The organism is Chromatium okenii (assembly GCF_002958735.1).
Taxonomy (GTDB): domain Bacteria; phylum Pseudomonadota; class Gammaproteobacteria; order Chromatiales; family Chromatiaceae; genus Chromatium; species Chromatium okenii_A.
Genome location: NZ_PPGH01000028.1, coordinates 1 through 14,664, shown reverse-complemented (window position 1 = coordinate 14,664; position 14,664 = coordinate 1). Strand labels below are relative to the sequence as shown.

At 49.5% G+C, this 14,664-nt stretch carries 18 protein-coding genes; 1 reads left to right on the top strand and 17 read right to left on the bottom strand.

What is annotated here, in order from left to right; translation table 11 throughout:
• Window positions 1-105 precede the first annotated feature (105 nt).
• The 15 genes from CXB77_RS05640 to CXB77_RS05570 all read right to left on the bottom strand — a co-directional run bounded on the left by CXB77_RS05640 (window position 106) and on the right by CXB77_RS05570 (window position 12,756).
• A complete protein-coding gene (locus CXB77_RS05640) occupies window positions 106-384 on the bottom strand; it encodes a hypothetical protein (protein ID WP_105073145.1) in 279 nt (92 codons plus the stop codon).
• Window positions 335-1,882, bottom strand: a complete 1,548-nt coding sequence (locus CXB77_RS05635) for a DEAD/DEAH box helicase family protein (RefSeq protein ID WP_105073144.1) — start codon at window positions 1,880-1,882, stop codon at window positions 335-337. The genes CXB77_RS05640 and CXB77_RS05635 overlap by 50 nt, the downstream gene beginning before the upstream one ends.
• A 62-nt stretch (window positions 1,883-1,944) precedes the next feature.
• A complete protein-coding gene (locus tag CXB77_RS05630) occupies window positions 1,945-2,757 on the bottom strand; it encodes a hypothetical protein (RefSeq protein WP_105073143.1) in 813 nt (270 codons plus the stop codon).
• 23 nt (window positions 2,758-2,780) lie between these two features.
• Window positions 2,781-3,125, bottom strand: a complete 345-nt coding sequence (locus tag CXB77_RS05625) for a hypothetical protein (RefSeq protein WP_105073142.1) — start codon at window positions 3,123-3,125, stop codon at window positions 2,781-2,783.
• Window positions 3,126-3,556: 431 nt separating this feature from the next.
• Complete coding sequence (locus tag CXB77_RS05620; RefSeq protein WP_146108724.1) at window positions 3,557-4,159, bottom strand: hypothetical protein; 603 nt, start codon at window positions 4,157-4,159, stop codon at window positions 3,557-3,559.
• Between the two features lie 17 nt (window positions 4,160-4,176).
• Window positions 4,177-4,398, bottom strand: coding sequence for a hypothetical protein (locus CXB77_RS05615; RefSeq protein ID WP_105073067.1), 222 nt, complete (start codon window positions 4,396-4,398; stop codon window positions 4,177-4,179).
• Window positions 4,395-5,075: a recombinase family protein gene (locus CXB77_RS05610; RefSeq protein ID WP_105073134.1), complete on the bottom strand. Its 681-nt coding sequence runs from the start codon at window positions 5,073-5,075 to the stop codon at window positions 4,395-4,397. The genes CXB77_RS05615 and CXB77_RS05610 overlap by 4 nt, the downstream gene beginning before the upstream one ends.
• Before the next feature lie 787 nt (window positions 5,076-5,862).
• Window positions 5,863-6,297, bottom strand: coding sequence for a hypothetical protein (locus CXB77_RS05605; protein ID WP_146108723.1), 435 nt, complete (start codon window positions 6,295-6,297; stop codon window positions 5,863-5,865).
• Between the two features lie 32 nt (window positions 6,298-6,329).
• Window positions 6,330-6,851: a hypothetical protein gene (locus CXB77_RS05600; protein WP_105073139.1), complete on the bottom strand. Its 522-nt coding sequence runs from the start codon at window positions 6,849-6,851 to the stop codon at window positions 6,330-6,332.
• A 156-nt stretch (window positions 6,852-7,007) separates the two neighbouring features.
• Window positions 7,008-7,514, bottom strand: a complete 507-nt coding sequence (locus tag CXB77_RS05595) for a hypothetical protein (protein ID WP_146108722.1) — start codon at window positions 7,512-7,514, stop codon at window positions 7,008-7,010.
• Between the two features lie 43 nt (window positions 7,515-7,557).
• Window positions 7,558-9,495, bottom strand: a complete 1,938-nt coding sequence (locus CXB77_RS05590) for a DEAD/DEAH box helicase family protein (protein WP_146108721.1) — start codon at window positions 9,493-9,495, stop codon at window positions 7,558-7,560.
• 190 nt (window positions 9,496-9,685) lie between these two features.
• Window positions 9,686-10,960, bottom strand: coding sequence for a hypothetical protein (locus CXB77_RS05585; RefSeq protein WP_105073136.1), 1,275 nt, complete (start codon window positions 10,958-10,960; stop codon window positions 9,686-9,688).
• A gap of 415 nt (window positions 10,961-11,375) precedes the next feature.
• Window positions 11,376-11,840, bottom strand: a complete 465-nt coding sequence (locus CXB77_RS05580) for a hypothetical protein (protein ID WP_146108720.1) — start codon at window positions 11,838-11,840, stop codon at window positions 11,376-11,378.
• A 17-nt stretch (window positions 11,841-11,857) separates the two neighbouring features.
• Window positions 11,858-12,079, bottom strand: a complete 222-nt coding sequence (locus CXB77_RS05575) for a hypothetical protein (protein WP_105073067.1) — start codon at window positions 12,077-12,079, stop codon at window positions 11,858-11,860.
• Window positions 12,076-12,756: a recombinase family protein gene (locus CXB77_RS05570; RefSeq protein WP_105073134.1), complete on the bottom strand. Its 681-nt coding sequence runs from the start codon at window positions 12,754-12,756 to the stop codon at window positions 12,076-12,078. The genes CXB77_RS05575 and CXB77_RS05570 overlap by 4 nt, the downstream gene beginning before the upstream one ends.
• Before the next feature lie 711 nt (window positions 12,757-13,467).
• Here CXB77_RS05570 and CXB77_RS05565 point away from each other — a divergent pair.
• A complete protein-coding gene (locus CXB77_RS05565; protein WP_105073133.1) occupies window positions 13,468-13,899 on the top strand; it encodes a hypothetical protein in 432 nt (143 codons plus the stop codon).
• Between the two features lie 110 nt (window positions 13,900-14,009).
• Here the strand turns inward: CXB77_RS05565 and CXB77_RS05560 are convergent, their stop codons facing one another.
• A complete protein-coding gene (locus tag CXB77_RS05560; protein ID WP_105073132.1) occupies window positions 14,010-14,372 on the bottom strand; it encodes a hypothetical protein in 363 nt (120 codons plus the stop codon).
• Window positions 14,362-14,664: hypothetical protein (locus tag CXB77_RS19590; RefSeq protein ID WP_172452555.1), on the bottom strand; the 303-nt coding region annotated here is incomplete at its 5' end. The genes CXB77_RS19590 and CXB77_RS05560, both read right to left, overlap by 11 nt.

The following is a 14,664-nucleotide window of genomic DNA, read 5'->3' as shown; positions in this document are numbered from 1 at the left end:
CATCGGCGGTGCTTTCGACCACGCGGTCAGGTTCAGTGGCAAATCTGAATCGCTCTAATTGGCTGGTGATCCGCCCTTCGTGGTAAATGTTGACCGCTTGCGTGGTCAGTTCAGATAGCGAATGCCCAGTGCTTTGGTGATCGTGTGTGCGTGAACGTCTTGGCTATCGTAACGATCAGGCGTGTAATTGCTGGCAATTTGCTCAAAGGTTGCCTCACTCAACGCTGGGCGATCTTTAACATCCGCAACGAATTCGCTTTCAATTGAATCCCAAATCTTTTTTCGATAAGCGTTGAATTCAGAATCATTGACTTCTTTCCGGTCAATCTCAACATCAAATAAATCCTGACTCAGGCAGAGAATTCCTGCCGTAGTATTGAACACGCCGCTTTCTGACTACCTCGAATACCGCAGCAACCACATCATAGCTGCTCGCTTCAATGATGCTGCCATGATCCAAATGAGCGCAGTAAAGGGCATCCGCCAATTCTTCTTTAGCAGTGCGTGGAGCAGGCTTTTTGAGTGTTCCAGTGATAGCAACCTCATATCCAGTCGCCGTGCGATCACGGGCAAGCATTTGATGGAAGTCGCTGGCGCATTTTGTGCCGTCATAAATGCCAAACCATTTAGTAAAGTGCTTCACTTCAATCGACACGCCGGATTCAACTGCGGGACTAAAAATGATCCAATCATATTGAACCACCAGCCCATTGACATCCTTAAACCATGCCCGTTGATTAGGATCACCGCTGGTTGCATAACCACCTCTTGAATTGATAACCAATCCCTTTTTGCCGGGGCATTGCGCCCGAAGATGCCGATCAACGCGCAGTGATTCTTTTGCACCCGAGCAGGCGATGAATACCCGTCCACCATCATTCACTTCGTTAGATGCAGACCACCAAATCCGCTTTTCTGAACGGTGAATTTTCATGGGTTTAGGCGGGTTATGGTCAACAACATCAATGACATAAGGCTTTGCGCCATTGTGTCGAAAAGCAGCAACGGTCAAATCATTCAGGTTGGCGTCAACTCCCGCAAAAATGCCATGCTTCACCGTCGCTTTAATTGCATCAAAGAATTGCCGGGTAATAGCGCCAGCCGTGCTTTTCAGGGTTCCATCGGGATCATATAGAACTCGGACAACATGAGCGATTTCATCAGTGAGAATAGCCTTTGCAGCATCCAATGATTTACGGATGTTTATCTTACCGATTGAATTGATGCAAGCCACAATCTTTTCGACCAAAGCACATTCATCGACCGCCATATCTTGATAATGCGTTGCCCCTTCAAACCGGCTAACGAGATTATCGACCAACGATGTCGAATAAGTTAGGGCAACAACATTGTTTATTTGGTCAAAAATCGTCTTTAAGACCAATTGCGTTTTACCCGATCCCATTGGTGCACGAATTAGAAAACAGCGATGCCCCTGCGCCCACAAAGTGCGCATGGCGGGGATTACTTCCTGAATCGAATCAAGGGTGAGGTTGGCATTCAGTTGATTATCTTCTCGCGCCCGGCGCATTGCCGTGGTAATCGCTTCGTCAAGCGCATCTGATAACGCCAGCTTAGTCTCATCGGTACATTCAGGAATAGCGCCGCACACCGCATCAATCAACTCTGGTGAAGTGATTTCAAGCGGGAGTCTGGGCACTTGTCGCAATAGCACTTTCCGCGCTACCTGAACGGGATTCTCAGCCTTTTCAATCAAGACCAAACAGTCTTTAATTGCTGCCGGTAACACCAACTCCCGCTGGGCGCTGGGCGCAGGCAGTGTGTCTGGCGCTGCATTAATTTCATCCGCAAAAGCAGATGCTTTTTCCATTGCCTGTGCTAAATCGCTTTTTATGGTCGCAGAATCAGTGATCGTGCTCAAAACACTCACCGATGCCAATGATTCAAAACATGTTTTGAAATCATCCGCTGGCGCTTCTTTCTCTAAAAAATAGGTTTCATTCGTGCCGCTGTCGAATACAAAACAGCCGATTTCAGTGCGATCAATGAAAGCAGCAAATGATTTTGATTCAATACGGAAGGGCGATTGAATGCGGGTTTTCTGTTGTCCACTATCAAGCCATTGTTTGACTGTGATAATGCCGTTAGCGGTTTCGAGTTCAGTTTGCAGCGTGAGGACGTTATCAACGCGCCCGGTGAAGCTACCTGCGCCGCTGCGGGTGATCGTGGTCTTGGTGCGTTTGGCATGGGATTGAATGGCACCGCCTGCGCCGGTTCGATGATGACGCTGCCACCACCTAGGTTGCTGATTTGATAGTCGCCCTTAGCGCATTGCAGCGGCGCATTGACTGCTGGCGGACTATCGAAAATTTCCCGCTCGGTGCTGTAAACCGATAAATCTAAGACTGTGCGATTTAGGCGTTTTTTGCCGTGCTTATCGGTTGCCGTAAACATCAAATCAGCAGCGCCAGCAGCAACTGTTAACGCCAGCCGGATGGAGTCTTGATCGATGTCAGTTGCAAGGCGTAACCAGTAATGACGGCTTGGTGTGCCATTGAATGCGGGCAAGCCGTCGGGCAGCAACACGCGGGAAGATGATGACGAATAAGCAAGCCGCTCGGCGCTGCTGATACCGGGGACGAGCCGCTCTAATTGTGCAAAGAAATCATCATCGCTGGCGGTTTCAAGCTGCGCGGGCATTGAAGGCTGGCGATCACGGTCGACAAACAGCAGTCCGCCGCTGGTGAAGTTTTCTTTGAAGCGCCCAATGGTAGTTTTGCCATTGATGTGGTGCACACCAAGCTGGCGTTCGCCTACATTCAGCCGCTCCCGCAGGTCTTATCAGGCAGGATTTGATAGGGAAGATCACCGCACTCGACGCAATGCCCGTAAATGAGCGTTTGCGCTGGCGTCAGGCTTGCGAGCAGGGTTGATAGTTCAGATAACGACGCGACACGATGGCGCAGCGCGGTATAACGCCCTGAATGCCCTGCAACTTCTTTGGTGACTTCGCCATTGGCAAGCGTGTAAGTCTTACCGGCAGGCTTGCCATCGATGCGCGTGCAGACAGTTAAGTAGCAGGTTGAAGTTTGCGCTGTATCTTTCTGATTTGATACTGCTTTCTGATTTGAGTTTGTTGCGGCGTTGCTGTAAGATTGCGTCATTGTCTGAAACCTGACAAAGACACGTTTGATCAATTTACCTTTACATCCAAGTGGCGATCACTCTATATTTCGCCCTGACATGGTTTGTTGAGATTGAAGCTAAGGCGTCAACTGCAACAGAGATTAAGGTTATTCTCAAACTGTGTCGTGTCTAAAAGGCTCGTTTGCACTTTTCTACTCTGCAGAATCGAAGGAAGTGTTAATGAGTGATGGTGAATAAAATGGGTATTGAACCAAACCCTAGCGCCGCTTCATTGCGGCGTTTTCGCGTCTGATTATTAAACTTTACTCAAACATTGCAAACGGCTGCACAGAATCGCGTAGGACGCATTTTGAGCACGTTCTCAGCGCCAGCAGTGTTCATGCGATGGACAACAAAAAACCGCTGTTACGCGGCTGTTGAGTGAACTGACCCCTGGGTCAGTTGAGGATTACAAGGGCAGTGAATCCTCAGCATCCTTTGCGTATTTCTCAACCCATGCTGCAATGTTTGCAGAAAGACAGGAGACTTGAGTCCTGTTGAAAGTCCCTCCTAATTCAGTCTCAATCATCGATTTTACTCCACCCCAATCGTTCGTTTCCTTATAAAACAACGCGCAGCGTTGGCGTAGATCAGCCGGAACCATCGTGATTGAGTCAATGACCAATCCCGTTGCGCCGGCAGCATCGTGATCGACAACAGCAGCCTTGCGAGCGCGCTTCTTACCAGCACCAGCGTTTTCCCCAATTGGGGAATCAGCGCCAGCTTTTTCTACAATTGTAGACTCACCAGCGCCAGCTTCAATGGCACTCAAACGCACTTCAAATGCCGCAAAGTGTTGTTGCATCGTATCGATACGCGCCAGCATGTCATCAAACATCCGATCAATCCGCGTTACAACATCATCCAATTGTGCTGATACCGCTGGCGCTGGCGCTACGGATTCAAGCGCATCCAATGCCATTAGAATCACGTCCGCTTGTGACGGTGCATTGTGAATCGACATGAGCCGTTGCATACGATCCCGCGCTTCAATTGGCAGTCTAAATGACATCATTTTGCGCTCATCTTTCATTGGTTCAATCCCTTGTCTTGATACTGTCTTGACGGTGTAAGACAGTTGATCTTGTTGTGCAATACCTTATCTTTACGCTGTATTGCAACACTTGCCGCGTGGTGCAAAAGATCATCCAAAGAAAGGCGGTTTTTCAATTCAACACAATCCGTCGCATTCATTGCGCAATCAATCTGCGCCAGCGCCATGTTCACTCGCTGCAAATCAAGTGTATTCATGCTGCCACCAACATTCTGCTAATTTGTGTCGGATGAAATACGCGCCCTTTGCGAGATTGAAACCCGCGTTTTTCCAATTCCGTTGCAATCTTCCTGAGCGACAAACCAGCCTTTCTTAATTCGATCACCGCATTGATGATGATGCGCTCGGCTTGATTGACTGTTAGCACTTTAACGCCTTCGTCATTAGCCGCTGCATCGTTACCAAAGGGCACTTGTCCGCCGGTTTTTTCACCTTTCGATTTTTTGTGTTGCAGTGCCGTCTTGGTGCGTTCAGACACTTGATCGCGTTCAAATTCTGCCATTACAGCCATCATGCGAAACACCATCTTCCCCGCTGCGGACGTGGTATCGATGCGCTCGCTGATTGAAACCATATCAATCTCACGCTTGGCTAGTGATTCTGAGATTTCGATCAAGTGTTTTGTTGACCGGGCGAACCGGCTAATTGAGTAAGCAATCACCGCGTCCCCTTTCTTTGCAGCAGCGAGTGCGGCAGCTAATCCGGGGCGATCCTGTTTTGTGCCACTGATCCCAGCATCCTCAAAAATCTCGCCCAGCTCATACCCATTCAATTCTGCCCACGCAGCGATCTTGGCTTTCTGCGCGTCTAGCGATACGCCGTCGATTGCCTGCCCACTTGTCGAAACCCTGATATATCCGATTGCCGTTGCCATTGTCTTGATCCTGTCTTGTTTGTTGTAAGACACAATAAACCCTAGTCTTGTTTATGTCAATACGCTGTATTACAGATTGATGTTTGCAAGTGTCAAGACAGGATCAAGACAACGGGAAAGGGGCGATGTCGCCCTGTCAAAAGTGCGGGATTTGTTACGGATAGGACGAAGTGTGACGATTTGCACGGCGAACGATCACCCATGCCCTGACAGTTTTTTGACACACAAAAAAACCGCCTCGAGGACGGTTGACGATTTGCGCTGGCGCTGGGATTAGCGACGGGAATGAATTGGCAGATTGAAACTATCCGCCGTCGGATAATTATTGAGATTGAAACGTGTCGACGTCGACACACTGTTGAGGATTGAAACCTACTGACGTTAGTAGGTTGTTGAGATTGAAACTTCCCGCCGGCGTGACATTGTGGCGTGTTCGATTTGGTTCGGATTCGTAAAAAGTGCAGTTTTCTGTAGTTGAAACGACCAGATTTTTTTTTGATAAACGCGGATCAACCACGCATGAAACACGGTCGGTTTATCAGACTTGTCTGGAGTACCTTTTTGCAGCGCCAGCGGTAACTTTTACAATAACGTGTTGCAAATCAATCACCTAAGTTACTTCGTGTACAGCGACCGCTGATAGCTAAAATAACCTGTAGTAAATCAGCGGCTTACAGTACCTGACCGCTGCCGCGTTGCTTTGCCGTTGCGATGTCCGCGCATGGACTGGGCATTGATACCCGCAGGCGCGTTGAATTGCGCCCACGTTATCGCTGGCGCTGGGCGATCAAGCGGCAGCACGGTAATGGTTACGGATGTGTCGATAAACATCGCCCCATGTTTGCGGATTGCCAGCGGCGCTCAGGAATTCTGAACGCGCCACCGCGTCATGTTCGCCAATGTCAGCGAGATACCGATTTGCGAATTCCAGAATTTCGGGACATGCGTGTTCAGGCTCGGCAAGGATCGCTGCCTTGTGTTGGCTGCTCCCGTTATTATTATATTCACGGGAGCTGTCTGATTTGCCCCATTTTGCTGGATTCTCGGCGATCTCAACATCATCGGTTTGCGCAGGCTTAAAATCGGTTTGCTGTCTGATTTGCCCCGTTTTGCTGGATTTGAAAGTTTGCCGCTCACTCCATGATGCCCCCTTAGCTGTCTGATTCTCAGCAACCAATCGGGCAGCAAGGGCGATCATGTATTTACCGCCGGGGATTTTCACCTGACTGGATTCGGTGGTCTTTTCCTCAGCCGCTAATTTATAAACGCGGTTGCCGCTGTCACCGTAGCCACCAGCCAGTAGCCAAAATTCCCTAGGATGGAGTTCACGGTGCGGATCACCTGACTGGATTCGGTGGTCTTTTCCTCAGCCGCTAATTTATAAACGCGGGCTTTCTGCACACCAAGAGAAGGGCACAGGTAACGGCGGATTGCGGCAGCGTCATGTTCGCCAATGTCAGCGAGATACCGATTTGCGAATTCCAGAATTTCGGGACATGCGTGTTCAGGCTCGGCAAGGATCGCTGCCTTGTGTTGGCTGCTCCCGTTATTATTATATTCACGGGAGCTGTCTGATTTGCCCCATTTTGCTGGATTCTCGGCGATCTCAACATCATCGGTTTGCGCAGGCTTAAAATCGGTTTGCTGTCTGATTTGCCCCGTTTTGCTGGATTTGAAAGTTTGCCGCTCACTCCATGATGCCCCCTTAGCTGTCTGATTCTCAGCAACCAATCGGGCAGCAAGGGCGATCATGTATTTACCGCCGGGGATTTTCACCTGACGGATTCGGTGGTCTTTTCCTCAGCCGCTAATTTATAAACGCGGTTGCCGCTGTCACCGGTAGCCACCAGCCAGTAGCCAAAATTCCCTAGGATGGAGTTCACGGTGCGGATCACCTGACTGGATTCGGTGGTCTTTTCCTCAGCCGCTAATTTATAAAACGCGGGCTTTCTGCACACCAAGAGAAGGGCACAGGTAACGGCGGATTGCGGCAGCGTCATGTTCGCCAATGTCAGCGAGATACCGATTTGCGAATTCCAGAATTTCGGGACATGCGTGTTCAGGCTCGGCAAGGATCGCTGCCTTGTGTTGGCAGCTCCCGTTATTATTATATTCACGGGAGCTGTCTGATTTGCCCCATTTTGCTGGATTCTCGGCGATCTCAACATCATCGGTTTGCGCAGGCTTAAAATCGGTTTGCTGTCTGATTTGCCCCGTTTTGCTGGATTTGAAAGTTTGCCGCTCACTCCATGATGCCCCCTTAGCTGTCTGATTCTCAGCAACCAATCGGGCAGCAAGGGCGATCATGTATTTACCGCCGGGGATTTTCACCTGACTGGATTCGGTGGTCTTTTCCTCAGCCGCTAATTTATAAACGCGGTTGCCGCTGTCACCGGTAGCCACCAGCCAGTAGCCAAAATTCCCTAGGATGGAGTTCACGGTGCGGATCACCTGACTGGATTCGGTGGCTTTTCCTCAGCCGCTAATTTATAAACGCGGGCTTTCTGCACACCAAGAGAAGGGCACAGGTAACGGCGGATTGCGGCAGCGTCATCATGTGTCGCGAGCCGGTTGAGTAAATCGACTGCGCCTGCGGCAGTGATCCCTTAATCTCGTCCGATGTCACGAGCCGACCTTTCCGTTTGCGGGTGCTTTGCAGATTGAAGAAATCCAAACCCAATTCCTGATAGAACACGCGGCAGGCTTGGGCGACTGCTTTGCGATTGCGCCGCAACATGACATCCAACACACCGATGTCATCGGCGGTGCTTTCGACCACGCGGTCAGGTTCAGTGGCAAATCTGAATCGCTCTAATTGGCTGGTGATCCGCCCTTCGTGGTAAATGTTGACCGCTTGCGTGGTCAGTTCAGAGAGCGGAATGCCCAGTGCTTTGGTGATCGTGTGTGCGTGAACGTCTTGGCTATCGTAACGATCAGGCGTGTAATTGCTGGCAATTTGCTCAAAGGTTGCCTCACTCAACGCTGGGCGATCTTTAACATCCGCAACGAATTCGCTTTCAATTGAATCCCAAATCTTTTTTCGATAAGCGTTGAATTCAGAATCATTGACTTCTTTCCGGTCAATCTCAACATCAAATAAATCCTGACTCATGCAGCAGAATTCCTGCCCGTAGTATTGAACACGCCGCTTTCTGACTACCTCGAATACCGCAGCAACCACATCATAGCTGCTCGCTTCAATGATGCTGCCATGATCCAAATGAGCGCAGTAAAGGGCATCCGCCAATTCTTCTTTAGCAGTGCGTGGAGCAGGCTTTTTGAGTGTTCCAGTGATAGCAACCTCATATCCAGTCGCCGTGCGATCACGGGCAAGCATTTGATGGAAGTCGCTGGCGCATTTTGTGCCGTCATAAATGCCAAACCATTTAGTAAAGTGCTTCACTTCAATCGACACGCCGGATTCAACTGCGGGACTAAAAATGATCCAATCATATTGAACCACCAGCCCATTGACATCCTTAAACCATGCCCGTTGATTAGGATCACCGCTGGTTGCATAACCACCTCTTGAATTGATAACCAATCCCTTTTTGCCGGGGCATTGCGCCCGAAGATGCCGATCAACGCGCAGTGATTCTTTTGCACCCGAGCAGGCGATGAATACCCGTCCACCATCATTCACTTCGTTAGATGCAGACCACCAAATCCGCTTTTCTGAACGGTGAATTTTCATGGGTTTAGGCGGGTTATGGTCAACAACATCAATGACATAAGGCTTTGCGCCATTGTGTCGAAAAGCAGCAACGGTCAAATCATTCAGGTTGGCGTCAACTCCCGCAAAAATGCCATGCTTCACCGTCGCTTTAATTGCATCAAAGAATTGCCGGGTAATAGCGCCAGCCGTGCTTTTCAGGGTTCCATCGGGATCATATAGAACTCGGACAACATGAGCGATTTCATCAGCGAGAATAGCCTTTGCAGCATCCAATGATTTACGGATGTTTATCTTACCGATTGAATTGATGCAAGCCACAATCTTTTCGACCAAAGCACATTCATTGACCGCCATATCTTGATAATGCGTTGCCCCTTCAAACCGGCTAACGAGATTATCGACCAACGTTGTCGAATAAGTTAGGGCAACAACATTGTTTATTTGGTCAAAAATCGTCTTTAAGACCAATTGCGTTTTACCCGATCCCATTGGTGCACGAATTAGAAAACAGCGATGCCCCTGCGCCCACAAAGTGCGCATGGCGGGGATTACTTCCTGAATCGAATCAAGGGTGAGGTTGGCATTCAGTTGATTATCTTCTCGCGCCCGGCGTATTGCCGTGGTAATCGCTTCGTCAAGCGCACCTGATAACGCCAGCCTAGTCTCATCGGTACATTCAGGAATAGCGCCGCACACCGCATCAATCAACTCTGGTGAAGTGATTTCAAGCGGGAGTCTGGGCACTTGTCGCAATAGCACTTTCCGCGCTACCTGAACGGGATTCTCAGCCTTTCAATCAAGACCAAACAGTCTTTAATTGCTGCCGGTAACACAAACTCCCGCTGGGCGCTGGGCGCAGGCAGTGTGTCTGGCTGCGCATTAATTTCATCCGCAAAAGCAGATGCTTTTTCCATTGCCTGTGCTAAATCGCTTTTTATGGCGCAGAATCAGTGATCGTGCTCAAAACACTCACCGATGCCAATGATTCAAAACATGTTTTGAAATCATCCGCTGGCGCTTCTTTCTCTAAAAAATAGGTTTCATTCGTGCCGCTGTCGAATACAAAACAGCCGATTTCAGTGCGATCAATGAAAGCAGCAAATGATTTTGATTCAATACGGAAGGGCGATTGAATGCGGGTTTTCTGTTGTCCACTATCAAGCCATTGTTTGACTGTGATAATGCCGTTAGCGGTTTCGAGTTCAGTTTGCAGCGTGAGGACGTTATCAACGCGCCCGGTGAAGCTACCTGCGCCGCTGCGGGTGATCGTGGTCTTGGTGCGTTTGGCATGGGATTGAATGGCACCCGCCCACGCCGGTTCGATGATGACGCTGCCACCACCTAGGTTGCTGATTTGATAGTCGCCCTTAGCGCATTGCAGCGGCGCATTGACTGCTGGCGGACTATCGAAAATTTCCCGCTCGGTGCTGTAAACCGATAAATCTAAGACTGTGCGATTTAGGCGTTTTTTGCCGTGCTTATCGGTTGCCGTAAACATCAAATCAGCAGCGCCAGCAGCAACTGTTAACGCCAGCCGGATGGAGTCTTGATCGATGTCAGTTGCAAGGCGTAACCAGTAATGACGGCTTGGTGTGCCATTGAATGCGGGCAAGCCGTCGGGCAGCAACACGCGGGAAGATGATGACGAATAAGCAAGCCGCTCGGCGCTGCTGATACCGGGGACGAGCCGCTCTAATTGTGCAAAGAAATCATCATCGCTGGCGGTTTCAAGCTGCGCGGGCATTGAAGGCTGGCGATCACGGTCGACAAACAGCAGTCCGCCGCTGGTGAAGTTTTCTTTGAAGCGCCCAATGGTAGTTTTGCCATTGATGTGGTGCACACCAAGCTGGCGTTTGCCTACATTCAGCCGCTCCCGCAGGGTCTTATCAGGCAGGATTTGATAGGGAAGATCACCGCACTCGACGCAATGCCCGTAAATGAGCGTTTGCGCTGGCGTCAGGCTTGCGAGCAGGGTTGATAGTTCAGATAACGACGCGACACGATGGCGCAGCGCGGTATAACGCCCTGAATGCCCTGCAACTTCTTTGGTGACTTCGCCATTGGCAAGCGTGTAAGTCTTACCGGCAGGCTTGCCATCGATGCGCGTGCAGACAGTTAAGTAGCAGGTTGAAGTTTGCGCTGTATCTTTCTGATTTGATACTGCTTTCTGATTTGAGTTTGTTGCGGCGTTGCTGTAAGATTGCGTCATTGTCTGAAACCTGACAAAGACACGTTTGATCAATTTACCTTTACATCCAAGTGGCGATCACTCTATATTTCGCCCTGACATGGTTTGTTGAGATTGAAGCTAAGGCGTCAACTGCAACAGAGATTAAGGTTATTCTCAAACTGTGTCGTGTCTAAAAGGCTCGTTTGCACTTTCTGTCCCGAGAAGAAGAGAAGTGTTAATGAGTTGAGGTTGATATGAAGAAAATGAGTGAACGCAAAAGAGCCGCTTAACTGCGGTTTTTTTGCGTGTCCGTGATTTAATGCCTTTCGGAATACACTGTCAAGTGAGTATGCTTCACAGAATCGCGTAGGACGCATTTTGAGCACGTTCTCAGCGCCAGCAGTGTTCATGCGACGGACAAAAAAAACCGCTGTTACGCGGCTTGTGTACGGCATCACAGTTGTTTATCCGCTGCCCGTTTCCAGTTTTCTAAATTGTTTGACAGATTTTGCTTAAAACTAAAACTGAACCGCTTTCCAGTCGCGTTCCCGATATACGCTTGAATTTCCTCATTTGTCTTTTTTGCTGCTTTCATGGCGACGGCGACGAGTCTAACGTCTAACGACACTTCTTTAACACTGGTTAACTCACTCACTGCGCCAGCTTCGATCGCACTCAACCGCGCTTCAAATGCCGCAAAACTTGCTTGCATGGCAGCGAGTTGATTCAGTACATCTTCAAACATTTTATCAATCCGCGTTACAACATCATCCAATTGTGCTGATACCGCTGGCGCTGGCGCTACGGATTCAAGCGCATCCAATGCCATTAGAATCACGTCCGCTTGTGACGGTGCATTGTGAATCGACATGAGCCGTTGCATACGATCCCGCGCTTCAATTGGCAGTCTAAATGACATCATTTTGCGCTCATCTTTCATTGGTTCAATCCCTTGTCTTGATACTGTCTTGACGGTGTAAGACAGTTGATCTTGTTGTGCAATACCTTATCTTTACGCTGTATTGCAACACTTGCCGCGTGGTGCAAAAGATCATCCAAAGAAAGGCGGTTTTTCAATTCAACACAATCCGTCGCATTCATTGCGCAATCAATCTGCGCCAGCGCCATGTTCACTCGCTGCAAATCAAGTGTATTCATGCTGCCACCAACATTCTGCTAATTTGTGTCGGATGAAATACGCGCCCTTTGCGAGATTGAAACCCGCGTTTTTCCAATTCCGTTGCAATCTTCCTGAGCGACAAACCAGCCTTTCTTAATTCGATCACCGCATTGATGATGATGCGCTCGGCTTGATTGACTGTTAGCACTTTAACGCCTTCGTCATTAGCCGCTGCATCGTTACCAAAGGGCACTTGTCCGCCGGTTTTTTCACCTTTCGATTTTTTGTGTTGCAGTGCCGTCTTGGTGCGTTCAGACACTTGATCGCGTTCAAATTCTGCCATTACAGCCATCATGCGAAACACCATCTTCCCCGCTGCGGACGTGGTATCGATGCGCTCGCTGATTGAAACCATATCAATCTCACGCTTGGCTAGTGATTCTGAGATTTCGATCAAGTGTTTTGTTGACCGGGCGAACCGGCTAATTGAGTAAGCAATCACCGCGTCCCCTTTCTTTGCAGCAGCGAGTGCGGCAGCTAATCCGGGGCGATCCTGTTTTGTGCCACTGATCCCAGCATCCTCAAAAATCTCGCCCAGCTCATACCCATTCAATTCTGCCCACGCAGCGATCTTGGCTTTCTGCGCGTCTAGCGATACGCCGTCGATTGCCTGCCCACTTGTCGAAACCCTGATATATCCGATTGCCGTTGCCATTGTCTTGATCCTGTCTTGTTTGTTGTAAGACACAATAAACCCTAGTCTTGTTTATGTCAATACGCTGTATCACAGATTGATGTTTGCAAGTGTCAAGACAGGATCAAGACAACGGGAAAGGGGCGATGTCGCCCTGTCAAAAGTGCGGGATTTGTTACGGATAGGACGAAGTGTGACGATTTGCACGGCGAACGATCACCCATGCCCTGACAGTTTTTTGACACACAAAAAAACCGCCTCGAGGACGGTTGACGATTTGCGCTGGCGCTGGGATTAGCGACGGGAATGAATTGGCAGATTGAAACTATCCGCCGTCGGATAATTATTGAGATTGAAACGTGTCGACGTCGACACACTGTTGAGGATTGAAACCTACTGACGTTAGTAGGTTGTTGAGATTGAAACTTCCCGCCGGCGTGACATTGTGGCGTGTTCGATTTGGTTCGGATTCGTAAAAAGTGCAGTTTTCTGTAGTTGAAACGACCAGATTTTTTTTTGATAAACGCGGATCAACCACGCATGAAACACGGTCGGTTTATCAGACTTGTCTGGAGTACCTTTTTGCAGCGCCAGCGGTAACTTTTACAATAACGTGTTGCAAATCAATCACCTAAGTTACTTCGTGTACAGCGACCGCTGATAGCTAAAATAACCTGTAGTAAATCAGCGGCTTACAGTACCTGACCGCTGCCGCGTTGCTTTGCCGTTGCGATGTCCGCGCATGGACTGGGCATTGATACCCGCAGGCGCGTTGAATTGCGCCCACGTTATCGCTGGCGCTGGGCGATCAAGCGGCAGCACGGTAATGGTTACGGATGTGTCGATAAACATCGCCCCATGTTTGCGGATTGCCAGCGGCGCTCAGGAATTCTGAACGCGCCACCGCGTCATGTTCGCCAATGTCAGCGAGATACCGATTTGCGAATTCCAGAATTTCGGGACATGCGTGTTCAGGCTCGGCAAGGATCGCTGCCTTGTGTTGGCTGCTCCCGTTATTATTATATTCACGGGAGCTGTCTGATTTGCCCCATTTTGCTGGATTCTCGGCGATCTCAACATCATCGGTTGCGCAGGCTTAAAATCGGTTTGCTGTCTGATTTGCCCCGTTTTGCTGGATTTGAAAGTTTGCCGCTCACTCCATGATGCCCCTTAGCTGTCTGATTCTCAGCAACCAATCGGGCAGCAAGGGCGATCATGTATTTACCGCCGGGGATTTTCACCTGACTGGATTCGGTGGTCTTTTTCCTCAGCCGCTAATTTATAAACGCGGTTGCCGCTGTCACCGGTAGCCACCAGCCAGTAGCCAAAATTCCTAGGATGGAGTTCACGGTGCGGATCACCTGACTGGATTCGGTGGTCTTTTCCTCAGCCGCTAATTTATAAACGCGGGCTTTCTGCACACCAAGAGAAGGGCACAGGTAACGGCGGATTGCGGCAGCGTCATGTTCGCCAATGTCAGCGAGATACCGATTTGCGAATTCCAGAATTTCGGGACATGCGTGTTCAGGCTCGGCAAGGATCGCTGCCTTGTGTTGGCTGCTCCCGTTATTATTATATTCACGGGAGCTGTCTGATTTGCCCCATTTTGCTGGATTCTCGGCGATCTCAAACATCATCGGTTTGCGCAGGCTTAAAATCGGTTTGCTGTCTGATTTGCCCCGTTTTGCTGGATTTGAAAGTTTGCCGCTCACTCCATGATGCCCCCTTAGCTGTCTGATTCTCAGCAACCAATCGGGCAGCAAGGGCGATCATGTATTTACCGCCGGGGATTTTCACCTGACTGGATTCGGTGGTCTTTTCCTCAGCCGCTAATTTATAAACGCGGTTGCCGCTGTCACCGGTAGCCACCAGCCAGTAGCCAAAATTCCCTAGGATGGAGTTCACGGTGCGGATCACCTGACTGGATTC